The organism is Paeniglutamicibacter selenitireducens (assembly GCF_051550675.1).
Taxonomy (GTDB): Bacteria; Actinomycetota; Actinomycetes; order Actinomycetales; family Micrococcaceae; genus Paeniglutamicibacter.
This window is the reverse complement of record NZ_JBPULF010000006.1, coordinates 67,225-92,816: the sequence shown is the minus strand read 5'-3', so window position 1 is coordinate 92,816 and position 25,592 is coordinate 67,225. Positions and strand designations below refer to the sequence as shown.

At 68.6% G+C, this 25,592-nt stretch carries 25 protein-coding genes; 6 read left to right on the top strand and 19 right to left on the bottom strand.

Going from position 1 to position 25,592, the window contains the following annotated elements; translation table 11 throughout:
• Position 1: 1 nt before the first annotated feature.
• Entirely contained in the window at positions 2 to 1,135 is a 1,134-nt protein-coding gene (locus ACSYDW_RS11925; RefSeq protein WP_438338946.1) for a winged helix DNA-binding domain-containing protein, read from the top strand.
• A gap of 22 nt (positions 1,136 to 1,157) precedes the next feature.
• Here the strand turns inward: ACSYDW_RS11925 and ACSYDW_RS11920 are convergent, their stop codons facing one another.
• From ACSYDW_RS11920 to ACSYDW_RS11865, 12 genes are all read right to left on the bottom strand, one after another.
• Positions 1,158 to 2,939, bottom strand: a complete 1,782-nt coding sequence (locus ACSYDW_RS11920; protein WP_438338945.1) for an HNH endonuclease — start codon at positions 2,937 to 2,939, stop codon at positions 1,158 to 1,160.
• A gap of 333 nt (positions 2,940 to 3,272) precedes the next feature.
• The gene (gene asd, locus ACSYDW_RS11915) at positions 3,273 to 4,391 is read right to left on the bottom strand and encodes an aspartate-semialdehyde dehydrogenase (RefSeq protein WP_438338944.1); all 1,119 of its coding nucleotides are present in this window, start codon (positions 4,389 to 4,391) and stop codon (positions 3,273 to 3,275) included.
• 189 nt (positions 4,392 to 4,580) lie between these two features.
• Positions 4,581 to 4,820 carry an NF038396 family protein gene (locus ACSYDW_RS11910; RefSeq protein ID WP_438338943.1) on the bottom strand — a complete coding sequence of 80 codons (240 nt, stop codon included), beginning with the start codon at positions 4,818 to 4,820 and terminating at the stop codon, positions 4,581 to 4,583.
• Complete coding sequence (locus ACSYDW_RS11905; protein WP_438338942.1) at positions 4,817 to 5,389, bottom strand: dihydrofolate reductase; 573 nt, start codon at positions 5,387 to 5,389, stop codon at positions 4,817 to 4,819. Before ACSYDW_RS11905 ends, ACSYDW_RS11910 begins: the two co-directional genes overlap by 4 nt.
• Complete coding sequence (locus tag ACSYDW_RS11900; protein ID WP_438338941.1) at positions 5,386 to 6,189, bottom strand: thymidylate synthase; 804 nt, start codon at positions 6,187 to 6,189, stop codon at positions 5,386 to 5,388. Before ACSYDW_RS11900 ends, ACSYDW_RS11905 begins: the two co-directional genes overlap by 4 nt.
• A 112-nt stretch (positions 6,190 to 6,301) precedes the next feature.
• A complete protein-coding gene (locus ACSYDW_RS11895; protein ID WP_438338940.1) occupies positions 6,302 to 6,685 on the bottom strand; it encodes a GntR family transcriptional regulator in 384 nt (127 codons plus the stop codon).
• On the bottom strand, positions 6,682 to 8,514 hold the full coding sequence (locus tag ACSYDW_RS11890) for a hypothetical protein (protein WP_438338939.1): 1,833 nt from the start codon (positions 8,512 to 8,514) through the stop codon (positions 6,682 to 6,684). Before ACSYDW_RS11890 ends, ACSYDW_RS11895 begins: the two co-directional genes overlap by 4 nt.
• Positions 8,515 to 8,601: 87 nt before the next feature.
• Positions 8,602 to 8,928: a GNAT family N-acetyltransferase gene (locus ACSYDW_RS11885; RefSeq protein WP_438338938.1), complete on the bottom strand. Its 327-nt coding sequence runs from the start codon at positions 8,926 to 8,928 to the stop codon at positions 8,602 to 8,604.
• Positions 8,929 to 9,014: 86 nt separating this feature from the next.
• Complete coding sequence (locus ACSYDW_RS11880) at positions 9,015 to 9,974, bottom strand: NUDIX hydrolase (protein ID WP_438338937.1); 960 nt, start codon at positions 9,972 to 9,974, stop codon at positions 9,015 to 9,017.
• Positions 9,975 to 9,984: 10 nt separating this feature from the next.
• Positions 9,985 to 12,198, bottom strand: a complete 2,214-nt coding sequence (locus tag ACSYDW_RS11875; protein ID WP_438338936.1) for an RNA degradosome polyphosphate kinase — start codon at positions 12,196 to 12,198, stop codon at positions 9,985 to 9,987.
• An 82-nt stretch (positions 12,199 to 12,280) separates the two neighbouring features.
• A complete protein-coding gene (gene mshD, locus ACSYDW_RS11870; RefSeq protein WP_438338935.1) occupies positions 12,281 to 13,270 on the bottom strand; it encodes a mycothiol synthase in 990 nt (329 codons plus the stop codon).
• Positions 13,271 to 13,295: 25 nt separating this feature from the next.
• Positions 13,296 to 13,994, bottom strand: coding sequence for a response regulator transcription factor (locus ACSYDW_RS11865; RefSeq protein ID WP_438338934.1), 699 nt, complete (start codon positions 13,992 to 13,994; stop codon positions 13,296 to 13,298).
• Positions 13,995 to 14,229: 235 nt separating this feature from the next.
• Here ACSYDW_RS11865 and ACSYDW_RS11860 point away from each other — a divergent pair, with 235 nt between their 5' ends.
• The 3 genes from ACSYDW_RS11860 to ygfZ all read left to right on the top strand — a co-directional run bounded on the left by ACSYDW_RS11860 (position 14,230) and on the right by ygfZ (position 16,990).
• On the top strand, positions 14,230 to 14,967 hold the full coding sequence (locus tag ACSYDW_RS11860) for a hypothetical protein (protein WP_438338933.1): 738 nt from the start codon (positions 14,230 to 14,232) through the stop codon (positions 14,965 to 14,967).
• A 349-nt stretch (positions 14,968 to 15,316) separates the two neighbouring features.
• Complete coding sequence (locus tag ACSYDW_RS11855) at positions 15,317 to 15,916, top strand: heme-binding beta-barrel domain-containing protein (protein ID WP_438338932.1); 600 nt, start codon at positions 15,317 to 15,319, stop codon at positions 15,914 to 15,916.
• A 3-nt stretch (positions 15,917 to 15,919) separates the two neighbouring features.
• Positions 15,920 to 16,990, top strand: coding sequence for a CAF17-like 4Fe-4S cluster assembly/insertion protein YgfZ (ygfZ, locus tag ACSYDW_RS11850; protein WP_438338931.1), 1,071 nt, complete (start codon positions 15,920 to 15,922; stop codon positions 16,988 to 16,990).
• Positions 16,991 to 17,031: 41 nt separating this feature from the next.
• On the opposite strand, the gene ACSYDW_RS11845 is transcribed toward ygfZ, so the two are convergent.
• The 5 genes from ACSYDW_RS11845 to ACSYDW_RS11825 all read right to left on the bottom strand — a co-directional run bounded on the left by ACSYDW_RS11845 (position 17,032) and on the right by ACSYDW_RS11825 (position 21,349).
• The gene (locus ACSYDW_RS11845; RefSeq protein ID WP_438338930.1) at positions 17,032 to 17,760 is read right to left on the bottom strand and encodes a GNAT family N-acetyltransferase; all 729 of its coding nucleotides are present in this window, start codon (positions 17,758 to 17,760) and stop codon (positions 17,032 to 17,034) included.
• An 88-nt stretch (positions 17,761 to 17,848) separates the two neighbouring features.
• Positions 17,849 to 18,877 (bottom strand): 6-phosphofructokinase, encoded by a 1,029-nt coding sequence (locus tag ACSYDW_RS11840; protein ID WP_438338929.1) that lies wholly within the window; start codon positions 18,875 to 18,877, stop codon positions 17,849 to 17,851.
• Positions 18,878 to 19,116: 239 nt separating this feature from the next.
• A complete protein-coding gene (locus ACSYDW_RS11835; protein WP_438338928.1) occupies positions 19,117 to 19,365 on the bottom strand; it encodes a PspC domain-containing protein in 249 nt (82 codons plus the stop codon).
• Between the two features lie 101 nt (positions 19,366 to 19,466).
• The gene (locus tag ACSYDW_RS11830; protein ID WP_438338927.1) at positions 19,467 to 19,694 is read right to left on the bottom strand and encodes a hypothetical protein; all 228 of its coding nucleotides are present in this window, start codon (positions 19,692 to 19,694) and stop codon (positions 19,467 to 19,469) included.
• Entirely contained in the window at positions 19,691 to 21,349 is a 1,659-nt protein-coding gene (locus ACSYDW_RS11825; RefSeq protein ID WP_438338926.1) for a PspC domain-containing protein, read from the bottom strand. Before ACSYDW_RS11825 ends, ACSYDW_RS11830 begins: the two co-directional genes overlap by 4 nt.
• Before the next feature lie 125 nt (positions 21,350 to 21,474).
• Here ACSYDW_RS11825 and ACSYDW_RS11820 point away from each other — a divergent pair, with 125 nt between their 5' ends.
• Positions 21,475 to 22,770, top strand: a complete 1,296-nt coding sequence (locus ACSYDW_RS11820) for a PspC domain-containing protein (protein ID WP_438338925.1) — start codon at positions 21,475 to 21,477, stop codon at positions 22,768 to 22,770.
• Positions 22,742 to 23,404 (top strand): LuxR C-terminal-related transcriptional regulator, encoded by a 663-nt coding sequence (locus ACSYDW_RS11815; RefSeq protein WP_438338924.1) that lies wholly within the window; start codon positions 22,742 to 22,744, stop codon positions 23,402 to 23,404. The genes ACSYDW_RS11820 and ACSYDW_RS11815 overlap by 29 nt, the downstream gene beginning before the upstream one ends.
• A 107-nt stretch (positions 23,405 to 23,511) precedes the next feature.
• Here ACSYDW_RS11815 and ACSYDW_RS11810 read toward each other — a convergent pair whose 3' ends face one another.
• Both ACSYDW_RS11810 and ACSYDW_RS11805 read right to left on the bottom strand, forming a co-directional pair.
• A complete protein-coding gene (locus ACSYDW_RS11810; protein ID WP_438338923.1) occupies positions 23,512 to 24,711 on the bottom strand; it encodes a pyridoxal phosphate-dependent aminotransferase in 1,200 nt (399 codons plus the stop codon).
• 101 nt (positions 24,712 to 24,812) lie between these two features.
• The gene (locus ACSYDW_RS11805) at positions 24,813 to 25,427 is read right to left on the bottom strand and encodes a hypothetical protein (protein WP_438338922.1); all 615 of its coding nucleotides are present in this window, start codon (positions 25,425 to 25,427) and stop codon (positions 24,813 to 24,815) included.
• Positions 25,428 to 25,592 lie beyond the last annotated feature (165 nt).

Sequence of the window (25,592 nt, the reverse complement as noted above, 5' to 3'; positions counted from 1 at the left end):
CATGGCGACAGCACCCGCACCCCTCGGCGCCGGCGACAAGCTCCGCCTGGCGCGCCTGCGGCTCGCCGCGCAGGGCCTGCTGCCCGGGATCGCGGACGGAGCCGCTCATGCGACCACCCCGGCCGACGTGGTCCGGCGCATGGGCATGATGCAGGCCCAGGACCTGGCGCAGGCCTGCTGGGCACTGGGTGTCCGGCTGCCCGGGAGCACCCTGGCCCAGATCCACGCGGCCCTCGAGTCCGGCGGCGTCGTTCGTTCCTGGGGTGCCCGCGGAACGCTCATGTTCCTGGACCCTCAACTGCTCCGCCCGTTGCTGAGTGTCACAGCGCCGCGCATGCGGGCCCAGGCCGCTGCAACCTGGCGGCGGGAAGGCATCACCGAGGCGGAACTCGAAGTACTGCTGCCGGTGCTCGTGCAGCGCTGCGGCACGGCGGGCGCAAGCCGCTCCGATTTGATCGAGGAAATGTCCGCCGCCGGGTCTGATGTCTCCGGGCAACGCGGCTACCACCTGCTGGTCGCCCTGAGCCTCACCGGCGAGCTGGTGCAGGGACGCATGGAGCCAGGCTCCGCTACCCGCCAGTTGTTCATGTCCAGCGCCCGGTGGTCGCCCGGCCCCGAACCAACCGGCATCGACCCCGAAGATGCCTTGCGGGGGATTGTGCTGCGCTACTTCCTGTCGCATGGGCCGGCAACAGCCTCCGATTGCGCCTGGTGGCTTGGTCTTGGGCTGACACCCATCCGCGCGGCGCTGAAGGCCATTGGGGGCCAACTGGCCACCCGCGAACTCGGCGACAACGCCTACCATCTTGCGCCGGAGGTCGACGCCCTGTGGGACGACGCCCCCGGGGCACGCAGCATGCTCGCGCTGCCGGGGTTCGACGAGTTCCTGCTCGGGTACAAGGACCGCAGCGCCACGCTCGACCCGGAACATTCGGAGGCCATCGCCCCGGGCGGCAACGGGGTGTTCCGTCGGACGCTGGTCAGCGGCGGGCAAACGATCGGCACCTGGCAGGTGGACACCAAGGGCAGGGACGCCCGTGCGGTTGCGGTGCCCTTCGTGGCCGGGACATCGGCCGCGCTGCTGGCGCGGATACGCACCCGCATGGACGAGCACTTGGATTTCCGGGCCGGCTAGATCAGCGGACGCCAGGGCGTGTTCAGGCGGCCGCGGGTTGGGCGGCTGGGTGGAAGATCCAGTTGCGGCGGGGCACCTGCCGGGGGTCCATGGACGGGGGTTTGATGACGTGCGGGAGCCCGTTGAGCATCACGATGCGGAAGTGCCCGGCGTGGTGGTCGACGTGGCAGCGCACGCACAGCAGGCAGCCGCGCGAGACGTCGGTCCGTCCTCCGGCGCTCCATTCGTCGATGTGGTGCGCCTCGGTGCGGTTCACCGGCATGGAGCAGCCGGGGTTGCAGCAGCCCCTGTCCCTTACAGCGATGGCGCGGCGTTGGGCGCGGTTGAAGTAGCGCCGCGTGCGCCCCAGCTCCAGGGGGACGCCGTTGCCGTCGAGCACGACGGGGATGATCCCGGCGTTGCAGGCCAGGCGCCGGCAGGTGGCTGCGGAGATGTCCTGTCCGTGGTCGGTGACCCCGGCGTTCTCCAGTTCCCCGGTGAGGGTCTTGAAGTCGATGGTGACGGCGAGCATCACGTGCGGGGGCATCGGCATCATGTCCCCCTCCGATGTCCCGGGTTCCGCATCCCCGGACCGGGCCTGTTTCCCCTTGCGGGGGTCGCGGCCCGGCGAGGCGGCGATGATGCGGATGGAGTCGATCACGAAGCGGTGCAGGCGGGCGGCGCGTTGGCGGGCGCGGGCCTCGTCGGGGGTTTCCCCTGGGAGCGGCTCGACACCCGGCTCCCACGGGGCGGGCCCGGCGGGGATCCCGAACCCTTCCACGGGGCGTTGGGCCTCCGGGGTGGAGGGGCCGATGGCCCATTCGGGGATCGGCCGGGGTCCGTCGGCGGGTCCCTGCGCGGGTGCCTGTGCGGGTGCCTGTGCGGGTGCCGCGGCGGGCCCGGCCACCGGCGGGGTTCCGGCAGGGGTCTTGGGGTTGTTCAGGATGTCTGCGGCGGTGGCGAGCAGTTCGTGGCCTTCGGCGTCGGTGACGAGCAGGTACTCGTAGCCCTTGTGGGTGTGTCCGAGGTAGGTCAGTCCGGTGAACCGGGACTCCTGGTCCTCGCGCCGTTGGACGACGCCGGCGTTGAGCCGCTTCCGTTGGTCCTTCACGAGCATGTCGGTGCCCTTGGCGTCGCGGGTGCGCACGGCGGCGGCCAGTTCGGCGTCCAGGGCGCGGGCGGCGGAGGCGGGGTCCGGTTGCCGGGCGATCTCCGGGGCCATGGCCTCCAGCCGGACGGCCAGCCCGGCCACGGTCCGCGGGTCCGCCACGGCCTCGCCGAACACCTTTCCCAGCTCGGGGAACTTCGGCGGGACGGGTTTGCCGTTGAAGCCGGTGCCCGGGAGCAGGTTCCCGGGCGTGCGGAGGCGGTGGGTGGCTTGGAAGTGCGTGAGGTGGTGCTGGTTCTTCAGGAACTCCGCCTCGTCGCGGTACAGCGGTTTGCGGCCGGGGCGGTTGGTTTCATCGGCGGGCAGGTCGCGTGCCCCGCGCAGGAAGTCCGCGGGGTCGGCGAGCAGGGCGTTGAGTTGGGACAGCGGGGCCTCGGTGATGGTGTGCAGGTCGGCCTCGGTGGCGCGGGCGGCGGCGAGGACCTGGCCGTAGCCGGCGATCCGGTAGAGGTCCTCGGTGAGGGAGATGAATGCGGCGGCGCGGACCTGGGAGGAGCCGATGGAGGATGCGGCGGCGTCGGTCAGCTCGCGGAGGACCGGTTTGAGGGCGGCCAGCAACCGCAGCGCGCGGGCAGGGTCGTGCGCGGATGCGTCGATTCCGAGGGCGTCGGCGATCGCTGCCGTGATACCGCGCGTGGGGTCCTGCCGGGTGTTCATGGAACCCAGCATGCGCCATGGAACGCCGGGCCGGGGGCCGCGCGCAGGGACTGTGGAAAAACGGCGCCCCGGACAAGACCCGCGGGGTGAACCGGATCGATGCGCGCTGCGGGTGGGTCGGTCCCGTGCGAATCACGGGACCGGCGGGACGGCCTGCGCACTCCGGGACGGCTCCCCGCCGCACCGCTGAAGGCCCGCGCCGTGCGGGCAGCTTGGGCAGCCGGCAGTAGCGTCCGTCCCCGCCCACAAGAAATGCCGGGTATCGTCGCCCTCCGTTGGCGGAAGGCGACGATACCCGGCGTGGGGGTCCTGCCGGCGGGATACGGCGACGGGCTAGAGGCGTCCCTGCGCGATCGCCAGCATGCGGCGCAGCGGTTCCGCGGCGCCCCACAGCAGCTGGTCGCCGACCGTGAATGCCGAGATGTACTGCGGACCCATTTCGAGCTTGCGGATGCGTCCCACCGGGATGTCCAGGGTGCCGGAGGCGGCAACCGGGGTCAGCGCGTCGACCGTGGCTTCCTTGGTGTTCGGCACCACCTTGGCCCACTCGTTGTCCTCGGCGAGCAGCTTCTCGATCTCGGCGACCGTGAGGTCCTCGGTGAGCTTGAGCGTCAGTGCCTGGGAGTGCGAGCGCATGGCGCCGATGCGCACGCACAGGCCGTCCATGACGACCTTGTTGGCGTCCGTGGTGCCAAGGATCTTGTTGGTTTCGACGCCGGCCTTCCACTCCTCCTTGGACTGCCCGTTGCCCAGGTCCGAGTCGATCCACGGGATCAGCGAGCCGGCCAGGGGCACACCGAACTGGGTTGCGTCGAGCCCGCCGCGCTGGGTGGCAAGGACCTTGCGGTCGATCTCGAGGATCGCCGAGGCCGGGTCGTCGAGTTCGGAAGAGACATTGCCGTTGATCGTGCCGAACTGGTTGAGCAGCTCGCGCATGTGGCGGGCGCCGCCGCCGGAGGCAGCCTGGTAGGTCATCGCGGTTCCCCACTCGACCAGGCCGTTCTTGAACAGTCCGCCCAGGCCCATGAGCATGCAGGAGACGGTGCAGTTGCCGCCGATGAAGTCCTTGGTTCCGGCGGCCAGCGACGCGTCGATGACGTTGCGGTTGATCGGATCCAGGACGATGACGGAATCGTCGTTCATCCGTAGGGTGGACGCGGCATCGATCCAGAGGCCGTCCCAGCCGCGGGCGCGCAGGTCGCCGTGCACGGCCTTGGTGTAGTCCCCGCCCTGGGCGGTGACGATGATCGGCAGCTTGGCCAGGGCATCCAGGTCGTAGGCGTTCTGGAGTGCGGGTGCTCCCTCGGCGAATGCGGGGGCTGGGCCGCCGGCATTGGAAGTGGAGAAGAACACGGGATCGAGATTCGCAAAGTCGCCCTCGTCCTGCATGCGTTGCATCAGAACGGAGCCAACCATGCCACGGTAACCAACAAAGCCTACGGAAGAAGTCATGAAGCCATCTTAAGGCTTCCGCTCCGTGATTGGGGTGTTGGTTACGCCACGCAGCTGCCGCCATCCGGCTGCCGCGCGGGGCAGCTGAGGGCACAGTGCGGTGTGCCGGTGAGCCACATGAAAGACGCCGCACCCGTGCGGGAATGGTTCCCGGCGGGTACGGCGTCGAACATGGTGCGTGGTTTGCCGCTACTGATTCTTCTCGTCGTCGGCAAGCAGTTTCTTGCGCGCGCCAACGGCCCAGAGCGAACTGAACGCGAAAACCTGGGTCAGCGTGAGCAGCAGAATGAGGCCCGCGATCTTGGACCCGGTCAGGATCAGGAAGAACCCGAGTCCGGCAAAGATCAGGGCAAAGAGCGGGAAGAACATGTACCCGAGGATGAACAGGGCCTCGGGGTTGGTCTTCAGCGCCTTCAGGCTTTCCTTCACGCGCCGCGCTCCCATGCCTCGATGCGGTACTCGGTCCCGTTGGCCGAGGTGAGCCATCCGTTGTCCGGATCGCTCATGGCCTTGGACCATGCGCCGTCCAGCGCCGGGGCAGTGGTGTCGCCCTGCGGGCTGGCGTTGATGACCGTGACGACCGCGAGATTGGCCTGAGTGGCCAGCGCCGCGTAGATCTCTCCTCCGCCGATGACCCAGATTTCCTCGGCGCCGTCGCTGGCGCGCGCTACCTGGAGCGCTTCCTCCGGGGAGGACACCGGGGTTGCCCCGGCGGAGGCCAGTGCCGCGTGGTTCGATGCGTCGCGGGTGATCACGATGTTGGTGCGGCCGCTCAGCGGACGGAACTTTTCCGGGAAGGACTCCCAGGTTTTGCGGCCCATGATGACCGGGTGGCCCAGGGTGGTGCGCTTGAAGTGGGCCATGTCCTCGGGAAGGTGCCACGGCATGGTGCCGTCCAGGCCGATGACGCGGTTTGCCGCCTCCGCCCAGATCATGCCGAGTCGTTCGGGGGTGGTGGTCTCGGCGCGGTGTCCGGCGCTGGAATTCAGGGTGCTCATACGGCGATGGGGGCCTTAATCGTCGGGTGGTGTCGGTAATCCTCGATGACGAAGTCGTCGATCGTGTAGTCGAAGATCGAATCTGGGGTGCGCGTGATGCGCAGCTGCGGGTAGGGGTACGGCTCGCGGGTGAGCTGTTCCTTGACCTGCTCCACGTGGTTGGCGTAGATGTGCGTGTCGCCGCCGGTCCAGACGAACTCGCCGGGCTCAAGGCCCAGCTGGTCCGCCATCATGCGGGTCAGCAACGCGTAGGAGGCGATGTTGAAGGGTACGCCCAGGAACATGTCGGCGCTGCGCTGGTACAGCTGGCAGGAGAGTTTGCCGTCGGCGACGTAGAACTGGAAGAAGGCGTGGCATGGCGGCAGCGCCATGTTCTCGATCTCCGCGACGTTCCAGGCGGAGACGATGTGGCGTCGGGAATCCGGGTTCTGGCGCAGCGAATCCATGACCTGGGAGATCTGGTCGATGTGTCGGCCGTCGGCAGTGGGCCACGAGCGCCATTGCACGCCGTACACCGGTCCGAGTTCGCCGTCCGCATCGGCCCATTCGTCCCAGATCTTCACGCCGTTCTCCTGAAGGTAGGAGATGTTCGAGTCCCCGCGCAGGAACCACAGGAGTTCCGCGGCAACGGACTTGAAATGGACGCGCTTGGTGGTGATCAGCGGGAATGATTCCGACAGGTCAAAGCGCATTTGGCGGCCAAAAACACTGAAGGTGCCGGTGCCGGTCCGATCGCCTTTGGCGGTGCCGTGGGCCAGGACTTCGCGCAGCAAGTCTTCGTATGGGGTTTGAATCGTCACCCGCTAAGTCTAGTCGGGAGCACCGAATCGGCCTGCCCCATGTGACATCAACACGCGAAATGCGCTGATGATCACTACGAAGGCCGTCGTCGGCATTCCCTCGCCAAGCGCCCTATTCGGTGGCGCGCAGCCGTCCCCGGACCAGGGCCAGGACGGTCTCGTCGGCCATGCCCGCAGCGCGTGACTCCGCCACCAGTTCGGAGATCCGCAGCTCGATCCCCGGGGCGGCGGTAGCTCCGCCGTCGTTGACCGGGGAGCGCGCGACAATGGTGCCCAGACGCCGGCGGCTTTCGATAAGCCCGGCCACTTCGAGTTCCTTGTACGCGCGAGCCACGGTGCCTGTTGCCACCCCGAGGTCGGAGGCCAGGGCCCGTACCGTGGGCAGGCGCGATCCTTCGACGAGCCGTCCGACGGCAATCAGAGAAGCGATTTGGGTGCGGATCTGTTCGAACGGCGGCGTGGCGTCCCGCAGGTCGATCGTGACAAGGGCGCTCAACGCCGACCCGCGCTCAGTGCGCTGGAGCTGGGCTTGGGGGATCGGTAGGCCGTTGCAGCAGGTAGCATGCACAACGCCGCGCCAAGTATCAGGAATGTGATCTGGAATCCAGTGGGATCAAGCTCGGGGTTCATTCCTTCGCCATAGGTCATGCTTGCCGGTTCCCAGTACCTGGGCGAACCCAAGATGGCGGCGATGAGGAAAGCGATACCGCCGAACATTCGGGCCCCTCGGTGGGCTACGAGGATACGCACTTCATGGTCTTCCCGGATGCCGGCCTCGCGCAGAGACGCACGGGTTGCGGCCATTCGATAGAGCCCCACGGACGTCAGGCCGGCCACCAGGAGGAGGCCCAGCATCCGCCATCCCGCCACAGCAAGCGCCGGGGGACCCTTTGTTAGGAAGACGGTGATGCTCGCCAGGGCCGTGACTCCGGCAACGACGAGGATCGTGATGAACCAGGTGGGCAGCAATTCCGGGCGGGGCACGTCCAGCGGGATGCCGCTGCCCAGCCTGTTGGCGACTAGGCGGGCGGCAAGTGCCTGAATGAGGACGTAGCCGAGCAGGACAAACAGCATGGTTGCCGCGAAGGCTGCAAGTTCCGCCAACCTCGTTGGCCCGGTGGCGGAGACCAGGTTGTGTACCTCTTGCCCGTCGACGTTGACCATTTCCCACGTGGGGGTGTCGGGACTACTTGCAACCCAGGACGGAATCATCCCCAGGAAAGCGAGGGCAAAAACCGAAGCGCACTGGGCCAGCAACAGGAAATCACGAGCGGTGGTGTATGAAGCGGAGGGGATGCCCGCGGGGTGCGAGCCCGGCGACACGTGGTTCAGTGCCGGGGGACGGCAGGCAAGCACGACGATGACCAGGATCAACATTGATGAAAAACCGATCATGCTCAGGGCGTTGGCCTGGTCCTGTGCGGCCATGTCGATATCGAATCCGGGGCCGCCGACGGGAACGGCCCAGTCGGCGCGTGCACGTATCGAGGCAGCCAGGTAGTTCAACGACATGGCTCCGAACCCGCCGATGACAACACTTGCGGTGCGCAACAAACGGTTGATCCAGATGATGCGCAACACCGTGTTGGCCTCGTCGTCAAGGGCGTCCAGTGGTGGACGACGCACCACGAGTGCAGTGACGACGGCGACAGACGCCAGCACCAGGGCCAGCCCGCCGAGCAGGTAGGGACCGACGAAGGTGCCGGGGCGGGCTCCGGTGATGGAGGGGACGAATGGCTGGTTGGCCGCTTCTTCGGCTGCTTCCTCGTCCAGGAGGTTCCCGTATTCGTCCACGGGGTGGCCGTCTTGGTCCACCGGCACTCCGTCGATATATGTCTGCTCGTAGGTGCCGGATGACTCGGTGCCCACCCGGTTTGGGGCGCCGGGGTCGCTCCAGGCGAAAGCGATGGCTACGGTGCTGAGCAAAGTGCACACCAGGAGGAGACTGGCCAGGAACCTGGGAATCACGGTCCTGATGCTTCGTGCCTCCAGGGAGGCCGAGCGCACGGGTTTGAGGTGCCGCGGCCAGGTGAACTGACCCAGGGCGTAGATGACGCCCAGCCAGAGGCCGGGGGCAGCAGCGTGCATGACCAACACGGGAGAGCTGGTTTCCCCTGGGTAGTTTGGATCCGGGTTGGTCCACAGGTTCGCCAGCCCGGTCGTGCCGGAGGCGAGGAAAGCGATGACAGCCGTCCACATGGCATGACTGGAGACGGCCTTGCTGCTGTCGCGTGCCGACGGGTTGGCGACGAAGAAGCGCAACACCAGATAGAGGAGGGCCGCGGAAACGGCCAGCCCCACACCGATCGCGGTGAGCTGAGACAAGGTGGACCCCCTGGATTGAACTTTGTCTCAATGTATCAACTCATTGTGACAAAGTTCCACCGTCCAGGAGGTGTGTCAGGCGAAAAGTCAGGCAGCGAGCATGTCGTTGTACTCGGGGTAGCGGCGCAGGTAGTCCTGGACGTAGGTGCACTCGGGTACGACCGCCGCACCGTGCTTCCGCAGGTCCTCGAGGACGAGTGTGACAAGCGCCCGGGCGTAGCCCTGCCGGCTGTACTCTTCCTTGATGATGGTGTGCTGCAGCGTCGCCACGCCCTCGTCGAGGTGGTAGCCGAGGAAGCCGACGTAGGTCGGGCCCTGCCACAGGCTGTAGCGGCCGCGGTCCGCGTCGTTGTCCAGGCGCAGGCCCTGGTGGACGATCTTTTCCGGGACGGTGCCGTGATTTGCAACAGCCATGGTGCACTCCTCTTGTTCGTCAGGACCACGCCCCGCAAACCTCGCGCGGGGGGGGCTTGCTCCGAGCCTACCGCCAAGAGGAGGGGCTAGTCCTCGAACGCGTCGTAAACTTCCACCGAAACGAGCTTCCGCTTGCCGGCGGAGGGCTGGTGGAGCACCAGCAGGGACCCCGGGCGCAGGTAGGGGTCCTCGGCCGGGAGGAACGCCGCCAGCGATTCGTCCATCCGCCCGGTGAGCTCCGCGAGGACCAGCGGCAGCACCGGCCGGTGCGTGCAGAGTACCTGGGGGCGGCGCTTGTCCAGCAGCTTGGCCACGGCCTTGCGGGCCTTGGCCGGGTGGCGGTTTGCCTCGTGCTCGGTGGTGGGGTTCAGCAGCTTGACGGTGAAGCGGTGCTGCTTCACGTACGGGGTGATGGTCTGCACGCACCGGGTCCACGGGCTCGAGGCCACCCGTTCCGGACGCCAGGCATCGAGCAGCCGGGCGACGGCCAGGGCCTGGCGCTGGCCCGTGGCGGCCAGCGGGCGCTTGCCTTCCTCCCGGGTCCAGTTCGAGCGGGGCTTGGCCTTGGCGTGGCGGACCACCAGGAAGGGCTGGGTGTCCAGTATCCCGGCCTTGTGCGCCTGGACCAGGGACTCCAACGGAGCCATGTCGCCCGGGTTCGTCAGCCACTTGCCGGCGGTCTTCGGGGTGCACCAGCGCACGGCGTCGGTCTCCCTGCCGTCGGGAACGGGCTTGGTGGACGGTGCCTTGGCGGCCCAGTAGTAGACGACCTTGGTGCCGCTGCCGACCTCGTAGGTCATGGCAGGCAGGGGGATGCCGAGCTCGATGTCGAGCCCGACCTCCTCGAAGACCTCGCGGGCCGCGCACTCGGGCATCGTCTCGCCCTCGTCGAGCTTGCCCTTGGGCCAGGACCAGTCGTTGTAGCGGTCCCGGTGGATCATCAGGACTTCCAGCTCGCCGCGGTTGAGCCGCCAGACGATGGCGCCGGCAGCGACCACGGCGAAGGAACCCTCGCGAACCTCCAGGGAATCGCAGGAGCGAAGCATGTGCACGGTTCTAGCGCCTCACTGCCGTCCGCTGGCGGGCCCGCGAATCAAGCAACCACGACTGGATGTCCTGCAGGGGTGCCCCGTCCGCGTCCTTGTGGTGGCGCGTCCAGGCACCCTCCGCATCGAGGTGCCAGCTGGCGGTGCCCGGGGCCATGTAGCGGTCCAGCAGGTGCACGAGCTCGGTGATGTCCTCGTGGCTGCTCAGCGAGACCAATGCCTCCACCCGGCGGTCCAGGTTGCGGTGCATCATGTCGGCGGAGCCGATGTAGACCATCGGGGAGCCGGCGTTGGCGAACATGAAGACACGGCTGTGCTCCAGGAAGCGGCCGAGGACCGAACGCACCCGGATGTTCTCGCTGAGCCCCGGGATGCCCGGGCGCAGCGCGCAGATGCCGCGCACGATCACGTCGACCCGCACCCCGGCCTGGCTGGCCCGGTACAGGGCGTCGATGATCGCCTCGTCGACCATGGAGTTCACCTTGATGACCACGCGAGCGGCAAGCCCCGCCCGGCGGTTGGCGATCTCCGCCTCGATCCTGTCGATCAGCCCGGAGCGCAGCGAGCGCGGGGCGACAAGCAGGCGCTTGAAGGTGGAGCGCGGGGCGTAGCCGGAGAGCTGGTTGAACAGGTGCGAGAGGTCCTCGCCGACCTGCTCGTCGGACGTGAGAAGGCCCAGGTCCTCGTAGTAGCGTGCGGTGCGCGGGTGGTAGTTGCCGGTGCCGATATGGCAGTATCGGCGCAGCTTGTCGCCCTCGCGGCGGATCACCAGGGAGAGCTTGGAGTGCGTCTTCAGGCCCACGATGCCGTAGACCACGTGCACGCCGGCCTGCTCGAGCTTCCGCGCCCAGGAGATGTTCGCCTGCTCGTCGAAGCGGGCCTTGATCTCCACCAGTGCCAGCACCTGCTTGCCGGCCTCAGCGGCGTCGATCAGCGCGTCGACGATCGGCGAGTCGCCGGAGGTCCGGTAGAGCGTCTGCTTGATGGCCATGACCTTGGGGTCGTTGGCCGCCTGCTCCAGGAACGCCTGCACGGAGGTGGAGAAGGAGTCGTAGGGGTGGTGCAGCAAGATGTCGCGCCGGCGCATCGCGGCGAACACGTTGGCGGCCTTTGAGGTCTCCGACTCGTTGAGGTGCCGGGAGGTGTGGGCCAGCTGCTTGGGGTAGTGCAGGTCCGAGCGGTCGATGCCGGCGATGACGCCCAGCCCGCGCAAATCCAGCGGGGCCGGGAGCGCGAAGACCTCGTCCTCCTCGATGCCCAGCTCGCGCACCAGCAGGGCGCGGATGTTCGGGGCGATGTCGTCGACCACCTCGAGGCGCACCGGGGGGCCGAAGCGGCGGCGCAGCAGTTCCTTCTCCAGGGCCTGCAGCAGGTTCTCGGCGTCGTCCTCCTCCACCTCCAGGTCCTCGTTGCGGGTGACGCGGAAGAAGTGGTGCTCGACGATCTCCATGCCGGCGAAGAGGTGCTCCAGGTGCTGGGCTATCACGTCCTCGAGCGTGATGAAGCGAGCCACGCGGCCCGCGGTGTTTCCGGCGCGCGGCCCGTCCACAGAGATCAGCCGCGGCATGGTGTCCGGCACCTTCAGGCGGGCGAAGAGTTCCTTGCCGCTGACCGGGTTGCGGACCACCACGGCGAGGTTCAGCGAGAGCCCGGAAATGTAGGGGAAGGGGTGCGCCGGGTCGACGGCCAGCGGCGTCAGGATCGGGAAGACCTGGTCGATGAACCAGCGGTGCAGCTCTGTCTGCGCGCGGGCGTCGAGCTCGTCCCAGGTGGTGAGCAGGATCTGCTCGGCCTCCAGGGCGGGGCGGACCTGCTCGGCGAAGACCTTGGCGTGGCGCAGCTGCAGCGCGTGGGCGTCGGCCAGGATCATTTCCAGCTGGTCGATGGGGCTCATGCCGGCGGCGGAGGGCACCGCAAGGCCCGTGGCGATGCGGCGCTTGAGGCCCGCGACGCGGACCATGAAGAACTCGTCGAGGTTCGAGGAGAAGATCGAGAGGAAGTTGACGCGTTCCAGAAGGTGCAGGTCGGGGTCCTCGGCGAGCTCGAGCACGCGGGCGTTGAAGTGCAGCCAGCTCAGCTCCCGGTCCAGGAACCTGTCTCCGGCGAAGTCGCCGTCGGGCACCGCCGAGGGGCCGAAGTCGGGCAGTTCGATCCGGTCTTGGGTCGCGCGGGCTGCCGGCACGTCGGTGAGGCCCAGGGTGGTGGTGACTGGGTGCGGGTCCATTGCTCTGCCCCTAGCGTGGTGTGAAGTAGGAAGCCGCGTGCCCGGCGGCGGAACCCCGGGCACGCGGCTTTGCGTCTGGTACTTACTCTACCGAATCGCGCGAGGATGCCGGCGCATACATGACATCGACATCCCACTTGGTGAAACCGAGCTTCCGGTAGAGCGCGACGGCGGCCGTGTTGTCCGCATCCACGTAGAGCATCAGCGCGTCGAGCCCCTTGCCGTTCAGGTGTTCGATGCCGGCCAGCGTCAGGGCCTTGCCCAGGCCGGTGCCCTGCGCCTGCGGGACCACGCCGACCACATAGATCTCGCCGAGGGCCTGGTGTTCCCCGGTGGTGGGGGAGGAGGTGGCGGGGTGGACCTTGGTCCAGTGGAAGCCCAGGATGCGGTCCTGCGCATCGACGGCGAGCAGGAAGCCTGCGGCGTCGAACCAGTCCTCGTCCATGCGGGCCTGCAGGTCGGCCAGGGTCATGGCGCCCTGCTCGGGGTGGTGAGCGAAGGCTGCGGCGTTGGCGGCGACCCAGGCGGGGCCGTCGGAATGGGGGTCGAAGGCGCGGATCGCGACGCCTTCGGGCAGCACCGGGGCGGGCACCGGGGCGCCGTGGACCAGGCGCATGCGCCACAGTTCGCGCACCGGGGCGAAGCCGAAGCGCTCGGCAAGCTTCGCGGCACCCTCGTGGTTCCCGTGCGCCCAGGCACGCAGCTGTGCGAGGTCCGTGCGCCCGGCCAGGGCATCGAGCAGCGCGCCGGCGATCCCGTCCTCGCGGAACGAGGGGTGCACCGCGAGCTCGAGGGTGCCCGGCTGACCGCCGGTGCCCAGCACCGCGACGGCGGCACCGACCAGCTCGCCGGAATCGTAGTCGGCGCTTTCGAGCAGGTAGGCGTAGGCGCCGAGGATGGCGTCCGGGTCCTGCTCCCCGCGCAGCCGCAGCAGTGTCTGTTCGCCCAGCGGCGGGTTGCCGTCGGCCTCCTCGGCCGCGGCGGCAAGCGTGCGCACCGCACCTTGGACCGAGTGCTCCGGCGAGCCTTTGACGATGTCGATGGAGACGAGGGGGTTTCTGGCGGCGTTCATACCCCTAAACATAGCGCCGCGGTCCCTAGGCGTCGACGACCTCGTGGTTTTCCTGCCGTTGTGGCGTGAAGCGGTACCCGACGTTGCGGACCGTGCCGATGAGCTGCTCGTGGTCGGTGCCGAGCTTGGCGCGCAGGCGCCGCACATGCACGTCCACGGTGCGGGTGCCCCCGTAGTAGTCGTAGCCCCACACCTCGTGGAGCAGCTGCTCGCGGCTGAAGACCCGGCCGGGGTGCTGGGCCAGGTACTTGAGCAGCTCGAATTCCTTGTAGGTCAGGTTCAGCGGGGTGCCGTGCACCTTGGCGGTGTAGCTTGCCTCGTCGATCAGCACCCCGGCGGCGCGGATCGGGGCGGCCTCGGGTTCGTCCTGCGGAAGGTTGCGGGCCAGCGCCAAGCGCAGCCGGGCCTCGACCTCGGCGGGCCCGGCGGAGTCGAGGAACACGTCGTCGACCTGCCATTGCCCGGACACCGCGGCCATCCCTCCCTCCGTGAGGACCAGCAGGACAGGCCTGCTGATGCCCGTGGTGCGGAGCAGCTGGCACAGGGTGCGCGATGCCACGAGGTCCTTGCGTCCGTCGACCATGATCACCTGCGCATCCTCGGCATCCAGGAGCGCCGTGGCCTGGGCCGGGAGGATGCGGACCTGGTGCGAGAGCAGCTCGAGGGCGGGAACGACGTCCGGGGACGGGCCGGGTGCGTTTGTCAGCAACAGGATGCTTGCCATGGATGCCCCTCCTCAAGGTTGTGAATAAGAAACCGAGCACATCTACGGGATCGGGTGCATAAGAGCAGTATAGGTTGTCGGGTGTTTCACATCCGAGCATGTGACGACGACCCAGGTCCCGGATCCCGCGTCAGGGCCGGCCGGCGTGCCGCGAGCCCCGCGGGGACGGCTGCCGCGCCCGGTTCGCCCGGTCCGGATGGGGCCGCCCGGTGCCGGATAAGGCAGGATGTAACCTGTGAGACTCAAAGTTTTGGCCACAGGAACCATCATCCTTGCCCTGGTCGTCGGGGCGAGCTACCTCCCCGGTGCCGCCGCGTGGCCCGTGCTTGCTGTAGTGCTGCTGCTCCTGGGCGCCTTCGCCTTCGGCTGGCCCCGGTTGCTGAAGCTGCCCGCCCCGAACCCGGTGGGTCTTGTCATCTTCCTGGTTTCCGCGGCCGCCGCCCTGCTCGCGGGCCTTGGCGAACCGTTCCCGGGCCTGATGTGGCTGGCCCCGTGCATGGGCATCGGCGCGATCCTGATGTTCCTCACCCAGCTCTTCCGCGGCACCGATGCCCGTCAGCGCCTCGAATCGGTGGCCGTCGGCATCGCCGGCATGGTGGTTGCGGCGTTCGGCGCCGGGTGGGTGGCGCTTGGCACGGATCCCGAATGGCGCGTGCTCATGCTGATAGCGGGCCTGAGCATCCTCGCCGCTGCGGCCCCCGGCATGTCACGCCTGCCGGACCGCATCGTCTTCCCGCTGGGCTTCATGCTTGCGGCCCTGGTCGGCGGAGCCGCGAGCATGCTGGACATTGGCGTCAACGTGCTGCCTGCCATGCTGATGGGCGCCGCCTGCGGCCTGGTGGTGGTCGGCTGCCGAGCCATGCTTGTCACGGCCGGAGGCCCGCGCAACACCGCCGAGGTGCTCGCGGCGGCCGGCGCCCCGCTGCTGGTGTGCGGATCCGTCGTTTGGTACGCCCAACTGCTGATGGCCTAGGAGCCTTCCGCGGCCTTGGGCCCAGTGGTCTTTGTCACGCACAGAGTCCCGGACGTGGTGCACGGATGCGCTCCGGCGGGCCGGTGAATGCCCCGTGTCGCCGCCGATTCCCCGGAGTCCGCCGGCATGTCCCGGCGCGAAGGGGAGGCTCCTGTCGCAAAGATCGGTGGGTTGCTGCGGAAGCGGTTAGGATGGAGCCATGACTGAAAACTACCTTGGCCTCGAGATCTTCTTCCTTTCCCTGCTGACCCTCGCGGGACTGGGCATGGCCGGCTTCGCCGCACTTGTCGTCACCCGCCTCTTCAAGGGCCAGAAGTAACCAGGACACGCAGCAGGAAGCGCACGCCCCATGGCCATTGAGATCCCCACGGACCTGACCCCCGAGCTCGTACCCCTTTCCTGGCTCCTCGGAACCTGGGAAGGAAACGGCCGCCTCGGCGAGGGGGAAGCGGACGACGAGTTCTTCTGGCAGCGCGTGAGTTTCACGCAGAACGGCTTGCCGTTCCTGGAATACCGCTCCGAATCCTGGATCACCGACGAGCAGGGCACCAAGTTGCGCCCGCTGTCCGTTGAAACCGGGTTCTGGTCCCTGGAGCGCCCCATGGTGGACGGCGACCTCGGCCCGGGCATGGTGCCGGGAGACATCGTTCCGACCCTGCGCTCGGCCGAGGATGTCGAGGCACTGCGGACCGAGGACAACGGGTTCAAGATCCAGGCGAACATCGCCCACCCCGGGGCGATCTCCGAGCTCTACTACGGCGTCATCAAGGGCCCGCAGATCCAGCTGGCCACCGACCTGGTGATGCGCGGTTCCAACGCCAAGGAGTATGCCTCGGCGACCCGCATCTACGGGCTGGTCAACGGCGACCTGTACTGGCGATGGGACGTATCCACCGGCGGCAACGAGCTGAAGGCCCACGCCTCGGCCGCACTCAAGAAGCAGGCATAGGCCATGGCGCTCTCGCCGTTGCTGAAGCGACCTGCCGCAGTGGCCGGATCCGGCGTCGATGAGGGCGTTGCGGCCCACTACGGCGAGCTGAGTGCGGAGCAGCGCAGGCTGCTCGCCGGAACCGCAGTGGCCGACATGTCCCACTTCGACGTGGTGACCTTGGCCGGTGAAGACCGGTTGAGCTGGCTCAACACGCTCTCCAGCCAGATGCTGCTGGGGCTTCGGCCCGGACAGAGCACCCAGACGTTGCTGCTGACCGTCCAGGGGCGCGTTGAATTCGACATCCGCATCCTCGCCGACGAGGACAAGCTCTGGCTGCTCGTCGAACCGGGCCAGGGTGCGCCGCTGGCCGCGTGGCTCGACCGCATGCGTTTCATGCTGCGCGTCGAGGTCACGGACGTGAGCGCAGACTTCGGCCTCGTCGGTGCATGTGCGCCGCAGCCCGCGCTGGAGAAATACCCTTGCTGGGTCGATTCCTGGCCCGAGATCTCCCCGGGCGGCTATGCCTACTCGGCGGGGGAGCACCCGGGTGCCGAGCGCCCGTGGCGCGAGTACATCCTCCCGCTGGGCGACCTTGAGTCGGCCGTCGCCGACCTCCCGCTGGCCGGCATGATGGCGGTGGAGGCCTTGCGGATCGCGGCGTGGCGTCCGCGCTTCGGCTTCGAGACCGACGAGAAGAGCATTCCCCACGAGCTCGACCTGGTCCGCACCGCGGTCCACCTGAACAAGGGATGCTACAAAGGCCAGGAAACCATCGCGCGCGTGCACAACATCGGGCACCCGCCGCGCCGCATCGTGTTCCTGCATCTCGACGGTTCCATGCACACGCTGCCCGTCGCAGGGTCGGAGGTCCGCCTCGGCGGGAAGACCATCGGCAGGCTGACCTCGGTGGCCACCCACTTCGAGGCCGGACCGATCGGCCTGGCCCTGGTCAAGCGCACCATCGACCCCGAGGCCGCGCTGCAGGTCGTTGACGGCGAGGAATCCTACGCGGCATCCCAGGAAACGATCGTGGCCACCGACGCCGGGCAGACCGCCGGTCGCTTCACCGGTTTCCTGCGCCAACCGCACTAGTCCCGCCCGCACGCGCGGGCGGGACGACACCCCGGGCGTGCCTACAGTCCGTTGTGCAGCCGCACGCTCAGCAGCGATCCCACCAGCTCGAAGCCCAGGGACGTCGCCAGCGCGCTGGCAGCCTCCTGCCCGTCCTTGATGCGTGCCTGCGGGACAAGGCCCTCGCTCAGCGCGTCGTCGACGGCCAGCGCCGCCGCGTACTTGCCCAGCCCGTAGCCGCGCATCGCCGGGTGGGTGAGCACCGTGGTGTCGGCCAGCAGGCCGCCCGGTGCCCAGTAGCTGGCCGCCGCCACGGGATCATCGCCCGACTCGGGGAACAGCACGAAGCAGTTGTCGCAACCCTGCAGCGCGGTGGTCGAGGCGTCGTCGCGCGGGCTGCGGTCCTGCAGCCTGGCCAGGTCCGCGCGTGCCGTGGACATCGAGACGTGCTCGGAGTCGACGATCTCGAACGGGGCATCGACATAGGTCAGGGCGTCGATGCCCAGCGAGCGCACCGACGGGGCCAACCCGCTGCCGTGCAGCAGCGCCACAAGCGCCCGGTCGTCCATGAAATGCTCGTCGGGCGCGGAGCGCAGCAGCGGCAGCAGCGATTCGGGGGCGCGGACCACCTGGTGGTCGCCCAGGTGCAGGACCTGGACCATGTCCGTGCCGGTGGCCGGGACGAAGAGCCGCACCGGTGCCCGGTCCGGCTGCAGGGCCGAGTCATCGACGCCGAAGTCGCGCGCCCACGCCAGGGCGATGATGGCACGGGTGCCGAATTCAAGATTCACGCTTAGAGCCTAGTGCAGGGTGCCGGTTTTGTGTGGTGCCCGGCGCCGCGCACACGCGCGCGTCGCCGGGCATATGGCCGAAGGCGGTTCAGCCGAAGAGGATCCGGGCCTCGTCGTAACGTTCCTGGGGGACGCGCTTGAGGTTGTTCAGTGCCGCCTGGAACGGAACCCGGTTGATCTTGGTGCCGAGCAGCGCGACCATCGAGCCCCAGGCGGCGTCGTGCACCGAGTCGACGGCGGCCATGCCCAGCCGGGTGGCGAGCACGCGGTCGAAGGCGCTGGGAACCCCGCCGCGCTGGATGTGCCCGAGCACCGTGGCGCGGGTCTCGAGTCCGGTGGCGGCCTCGATGAACGGGGCCAGCTGCTCGCCGATGCCGCCGAGCCGCGGGCGGCCGAATGCGTCGAGCCCGCGGTCGGAGAACGCCGCGTCGGCGCCCTCGGGGACGAAGCCCTCGGCGACCACGACGAGCGGGGCGCGACCGCGCTCGTGCGCCTCGCGCACCCAGGTGTAGATCTGTTCCATGCTCGTGGGCTGCTCGGGGATGAGGATGGCGTGGGCACCGGAGGCCATGCCCGCGTGCAGTGCGATCCAGCCGACGTGCCGGCCCATGACCTCGGCGATCATGCAGCGGTGGTGGGATTCGCCCGTGGTGCGCAGCCGGTCTATGGCCTCAACGGCGATCTGGTTGGCGGTGTCGAATCCGAAGGTGTAGTCGGTGGCGTCGAGGTCGTTGTCGATGGTCTTGGGCACGCCGACGATCTTCAGGCCCGCCTCGCTCAACCGCTTGGCCCCGGCCAGGGTGCCCTCGCCGCCGATCGCGATGACCGCGTCGACGCCGATGCGCCTGAGCGTGGCCTTGATGTTCTCCGGGCCGCCGTTTTCGCCCTCGAACGCGTTGGTGCGAGAGGTTCCGATGATGGTGCCGCCCTGCTTGGAGATGCCGCGGACAGCCTCGCGGGGGAGCTCGATGAAGTCGCCGTCCTTCACCCCGCGCCAGCCGTCGCGGAAGCCGACGAACTCGTGCCCGTAGCTCTTGATGCCGTTCAGGACGGCGCCGCGGATGACCGCGTTCAGTCCCGGGCAGTCTCCGCCGCTGGTCAGGATCCCGATGCGCATGCAAACTCAATTCTCTGTCGGTGCTCGTGTCCGGGCCGCGGGGCCGGGACTGGGTGGTGGGAGCGCGACGCTGAGCTCGACAGGAACCAGTCTAGCCACGGGGCGGGTGTGATCGCCAACACGCCGGCGCAGTGCTACGCGGCGGCGCCGGGGAACGGTGTCCCCGTGGACGCGCGAAGGCCGGTGTCCCGCCTTCCGCGCGGGGCGGGAGGCGGGACACCGGCAGGGATCGCCGGGTCCTACTTCTTGAAGGAGCGGATGATCTTTTGCAGGGCGATGGTGTCGTCCTGTGCCGGAATCAGCAGCCACGCCACGAGGTAGAGCGGGATGCCCAGGACCGGCAGCAGGAAGCTGAGCAGCAGGCCGATGCGTACCAGGGTGACGTCCCAGCCGAACTTGTCGGCGATGCCGCCGGCGATGCCTGCGACGAGGCGCTTGGGGCCGCGGCGCAGCGGGACGGAACGGAGTGAGTTGAAGAAGGAGTCCATGTCGGCAAGTCTTTCATGCTGCGGGCCGGGTGGGGCCGTTGGTTGGGTGGGAATTATGTGTGCCGGGCGCGTGTTGCGCCCGGCACGGCGGTGTGTGGCGGCTAGCGGGTGCGGCGTGCCGCGGCGATCCCGGAGACCACGAGGATCAGTCCGGCGCCGCCGAGCAGCCCGATGAACACCAGCGGTCCGTTGAGCTGGATCCCGAAGAGCAGCCCGGCGAGCAGGAGCGCGCCGACCACCAGCAGGATCAGGCCGAAGACCAGGGTCCCGGTGGGGAACTTCGTGGGGGCCGCGTTTTCGGCCCCGGGGTGCGGGAATTGCTGGCTCATGGTGCCACCTCTGCTTTCTGGACGCTGACCTCGACGCTGTTGAAGGCGCCGTCGAGGTCGATTCGGAGGGTCGGGCCTGTGGCCGCGGGGTTGAGCCTGGTGCTGCCGCCGGTGGTGGCGGTGTCCGCCCCGTTGACGTTCAGCGAGGTGAAGGCTCCGCTGAACTCGAGCACGACGGGGATGTTGTCGGGAACCACCAGCTTCAGCGAGGAGAACACGTTGTCGATCGAAACCTCGGTGTCCTCGGTGATCGTCGAGTAGTGGCGCAGGTCCATCTCCCCGGAGTGGAAGACGTTGGTGCTGCCGCCCTCGTCGGTGGTGCTGATGCCGCTGCTGAACATGTTGAACTCGGCCATGCGCAGGGCGCCGCCGCTCCAGATGAGGGAGCAGACCAGGGTCGCGATGCCGAAGCCGACCAGGGCACCGCCGGTGCGCTGGTTCAGGGCCGCGCCCACCAGGCCCAGGGCGATGACCACGAGCGCCGCGGCGAAACCGACGGCGACGGGGCTGGCGGGAAGGTCCAGCCAGCCGAGCTCGTTGAGCCCGACGACCAGCGCGAAGACCAGCACCGCCAGCCCCAGCACGATGCTTGCGGCGTAGCCGGGCATGGCGCGCAGGCGCGGCGGCTTCGGTGCGGGCGCCTGGGGGGTGTAGACGGGCGGGACGTAGGGCGGGGGAGTGAAGCCGCTGCCGGTGTCCGGGGTTCCGGGCCATGCCGGATCCAGCGGCGGCAACGGCTCGTCGATCCTGGGCTCGCGCGGGGATGCGGCTGCTGCGAACGGCATGGTGCGCTCCTGGTCCGCGGGCCCGAAGCCCGCCTCGGCGGTGTCCGGCGAGGCCGCCGGGGTTGTTTCGGTGCTTGTGCGCGGTGTCCGGTCCAGCGGCGTCGTCGCATCGCCGTAGGTGTCGTTGTCGGCGGCGGCGGTTGCCGCTGAGCCGGTTGCGGAACCGGCGGCCGGCCCGTGGGGTCCGTGCACGTCGAACGGGATCGTGAGGTCCGAGTCCGGGTCAGAGTCGGGGTCCGGGGTGGACCCCTGCCCGGCCTCGGGCCCCATGGTGGTCGGGGACTGCCCGCCATGGGCGGTGTCGCCGGGGGAGGTGCGGGCCGGAACAGCGCCGAACGCCGAGGGGGCGCCCGGCGTGCCGGGGGCCTCGGGCCGCTGCCCTTCGGGGGAGGAAGGGTATTGCGCCGCCCAGGGGCCGGTCTCCGGAGTGCCTGCCTGGTTGGCCGCCATCGGGCGGTCCCCGAAGCGGCCGCTGCGGGAGAAGACGATGAAGAGGATTGCGGCAATCACCGCGAAGGTCCAGAAGCCGCCGTCCCACCAGCTGAAGAACCAGGGGAAACCGATGGCGCCGCCGACGAAGAAGACAAGCGCCCCGGTCATGCCGTTGCTCCAGCGCCCGGCCATGGCTTGCTGGGCGTGGATGCTGCCGTCGGGGCCCGGCAGCAGGGCCCAGGCCAGGCCGTAGACCAGCAGGCCCAGGCCCGCCAGGCAGGAGAGGGCAACAAAGATGCCGCGGACCAGGATGGGTGCCAGGCCCAGGCGTTCGGCAAGGCCGGAGGCCACGCCGCCGATCCAGTGGTCGGTGCCCCGGCGGACCTCCAGTTCCCTGACCCAACGGAAAAAACCGTGTTCGACTGGTGTTTCATTCATGACACCAATCCTTCCGCGCCCGAACGGCGCCCGCCATGGGGGTCGCCCCTGATTGAACCCTGAAGAACCCCCTGAAGCGGCCGGGGAAGCCCCTCCGGCGGCCCCGGACGTGCTTGTATTGAGGAATGAACACGACGCTCGAACGCCCCGAACTGGTCCGCGGACACTCCCGCGTGCTGGCCGGGGTGTGTTCCGGCCTGGCCGCGCACCTCGGGATCCAGGTGCGCTGGATCCGCATCGGGTTCGTGCTGGCCACGGGCCTGGCCGGGGCCGGCATCGTCCTCTACGCCTGGTTGTGGATCTTCCTGCCCAGCGCCACCGACGTCCGGCGCGAGGCCGAACGCCGCGAGGGCACCCGCCGGTTCGGCCTCGCGGAGGAACTGAACAAGCCGGTCGCCGGGGACCCCGACGACCCGGCCGGGGAGCAGCGGCAGCATTCGATGCGCCAGGTCCTCGTGGGTGCCGGGCTGCTGGTTGTCGCGGGGCTGGTCTCCGCGCAGATGCTCGGGGCCGAACTCCGCCTGGAGAAGCTGTGGCCCGTGCTCGTGGTGCTCGCCGGGGCCATCCTGGCCTGGCTTCAGCTCGACGACGAGGGCCGCGCCGGACTGCGCCGGAGCACCGGCACGCTGAGTACCGGCGCGCTCGTGCGCCTGGTGGTCGGGGTGGCGCTGGTGGTGACAGGGCTGCTGCTCTTCCTCAGCGGCATCGTCGGGTTGCGCGAGCTGCTCTCCGGCCTGGCCGTGGCGGTGGCCGTCATCGCGGGCCTGGCCCTGGTGTTGCTCCCGTGGGGCCTGCGCTTCTGGCGCGACTACGTTTCCGAGCGCTCCAACAGGGTGCGCGCCGCCGAGCGTGCGGACATCGCCGCGCACCTGCACGACTCGGTGCTGCAGACCCTGGCCCTGATCCAGAAGCGCTCCCACGACCCCGCCCAGGTGCTGACCCTGGCCCGGGCCCAGGAACGCGAGCTGCGCCAGTGGCTCTACAACACCCAGGATCCCGAGGAAGGCGAAATCACCGAGGCCATCCGCCGGGAGGCTGCGGAGGTCGAGGAGCTCTACCTGGTCTCCATCAACGTGGTTGCCGTCGGTGAACGCAGCGGCCTGGCCGGGCACGATGCGCTGCTCCAGGCAACCCGGGAGGCCATGACGAACGCGGCAAAGCACGCCGGCGGGACGATCTCGGTCTACGTGGAGGCCGGGGCGGAGCGTGTGGAGGTCTTTGTGCGCGACCGCGGCGACGGGTTCGAGGTGGACCAGGTCTCCGGGGACCGCCACGGCGTGCGCGAGTCGATTATCGGGCGCATGGAGCGCAACGGCGGCAGCGCCGGCATCCGCAGCACCGAGGACGGCACGGAAGTGCACCTGACAATGAACGAGAGAACCAAGGACGACGATGACCGAGCAGGCAGCAACACCCATTGACGTGGTGGTGGTCGACGACCACGCCATCTTCCGTTCGGGCCTCAAGGCGGACCTCGACGGGCGCATCCGCGTGGTCGCCGAGGCCGCCACCGTGGAGCAGGCCATCGCCGCGGTGCACGCCCACGCGCCGGCCGTGGTGCTGCTGGACGTGCACCTGCCCGGCGGGCGCGGCGGGGGAGGCGCCGAGGTGCTCGCGGGATGTGCCGACATGTTCGCCACCGTGCGGTTCCTGGCCCTGAGCGTCTCGGACGCCGCGGAGGACGTCGTCACGGTCATTCGCGCCGGCGCGCGCGGCTACGTCACCAAGTCGATCTCCGGGAAGGAGATCTCCGACGCCGTGGAGCGCGTGGCCGGCGGCGACGCCGTCTTCTCCCCGCGGCTTGCCGGGTTCGTGCTCGACGCGTTCGGGACGCAGGCCGCCGTCAGCGCCGACGACGAACTTGACCTGCTCAGCGCCCGGGAGCTCGAGGTGATGCGGCTGATCGCCCGCGGCTACAGCTACAAGGAAGTCGCCAAGGACCTGTTCATCTCCGTCAAGACCGTCGAGACCCACGTCTCGAGCGTGCTACGCAAGCTGCAGCTCTCCAACCGGCACGAACTGACCCGCTGGGCCGTGGACCGGCGGATCCTCTAGCCTCCCGGCCGGCCTGATGGGGCCCGGCCCCACCTGCCCGGGATGCAACAGTGGCCGGCAACCTCCGCGAGGAGCTTGCCGGCCACCGCCGTTTGTCGATGTGCTACCTACTTGGCCTCGCCCAGCAGGGCGGCCATGCGCCCGACGCCCTCGGCGAGGTCGGCATCGCCCAGCGCGTAGGACAGGCGGATGTATCCCGACGGGCCGAAGGCCTCGCCCGGAACCACGGCGACCTCGGCCTGTTCCAGGATCAGCGCGGCGAGCTCGGCCGAGGTGGTCGGGACGACACCGCGGATCTCGCGGCCCAGCAGGCCGCGGACATCGGCGTACGCGTAGAAGGCACCCTCCGGGACCGGGCAGTGCACGCCGTCGATCGCGTTCAGCGCCGAGACCATGGCCTTGCGGCGGCGGTCGAAGGCCGTGCGCATCTCGGCCACGGCGTCCAGCGGGCCGGAAACGGCAGCCAGCGCGGCGATCTGCGAAACGTTCGAGACGTTGGAGGTCGCGTGCGACTGCAGGTTGGTGGCAGCCTTGATGACGTCCAGCGGGCCCGCCATCCATCCCACGCGCCAACCGGTCATGGCATAGGTCTTGGCGACGCCGTTGAGGATGATGACCTTGTCGCCCAGCTCCGGTGCGGCGGTCGCGATCGAGGTGAAGACGGCATCGTCGTAGGTGAGGTGTTCGTAGATCTCGTCAGTGATGACCCACAGGTCCTTGGATGCGGCCCAGCGGCCGATCTCCGCAACCTGCTCCGGTGCGTAGACGGCACCGGTCGGGTTGGACGGCGAGACGAAGAGCAGCACCTTGGTCCGGGGCGTCACGGCCGCCTCGAGCTGCTCGATGGTGACCTTGTAGCCCTGCTCCGGTCCGGCGAACACCTCGACGGGCACGCCGCCGGCCAGGCGGATGGCTTCCGGGTAGGTGGTCCAGTACGGTGCCGGGACGATGACTTCGTCTCCCGGATCCAGCAGCGTGGCAAAAGCGTTGTACACGGCCTGCTTGCCGCCGTTGGTGACTAGGACCTGGGAAGCGTCAAGCTTGTAGCCGGAGTCGCGCATGGTCTTCTCGGCGATGGCAGCACGGAGCTCCGGCAGGCCGGCCGCGGGGGAGTAGCGGTGGTACTGGGGCTTGCGTGCCGCTGCGATGGCTGCTTCAACGATGTAGTCGGGGGTGGCGAAGTCCGGTTCGCCCGCGCCGAAGCCGATGACCGGGCGTCCGGCGGCTTTCAGGGCCTTGGCCTTTGCGTCTACGGCCAGCGTTGCGGATTCTGCGATGGACCCGATACGTCGGGAAATGCGTGACATGTCGTCGCTTCCTGGATGGGGAGGTGGGTTGGGGTGTGGTTTCAGCTTAGTGCTCCTCCGCCCCGCAAAACGACTAAATCAACCAATGCGACGCGCGGTGTTCACGGGCGCCGGCCGGCTGACGTTCCGGGTGCCGTCCACTCTGCGGGCAGGCGGCCGTAGCGACTGAGGTGGAGCTCCTCCCTGTGCTGCTCGTCCAGATCGATGTCCTGGGCCTGTGCGCGGACCTGGTGCCACTGGAAGTACGCGGCCGCGCACAGGAAAACCGGGACCGTGACGACGAATGGCAGGTACATGGCACCGGAGTAGTTGATCAGGTGGAACTGGGCTCCGGCCGCCAGCACCAGCAGGCTGGTACCGGCCCAGGAGAGCAGGTTCTGGCCCAACCGCATTGACCAGAGCACCAATCCCGCGCCCAGGTACCAGCTGACGGGAATCGGCGAAGCAAATTCGACGAACCAGGCGGGGAATGCCAGTGCGAACATGGCGATGCAGGTGCCGGAGAATTCCCGGTGCTTGCGCAGGACAACCCAAACGCCGGTGGCCACGAGCAAGGGAACCGTCGCGGCCATGGCCCGGATGGCAGCGAAGGGGCCGGGCCCTGCCAGGAGGGCGATGCCGAGAATGGCATCGAGGATCGAACCGCCGGCGAAGACCAGCAGGATCAACGCACTGGCGAGCTCATGTCGAATGGGCCCTGATTTGGATGTACGCACGCAAGACAACCTAACAGGGACGCCGGAAAACCCTTGAAAACACGGGGAACTTGTCCCCGGTTCGACAATCGACCCAATTCATGCGTAAACTTGTTCCTCGGTGTTGGAAAACATCTGAATCACTCAAGTCGCCAGCGGTTTGTGTGGTTGAACGAGTCCCTGGAC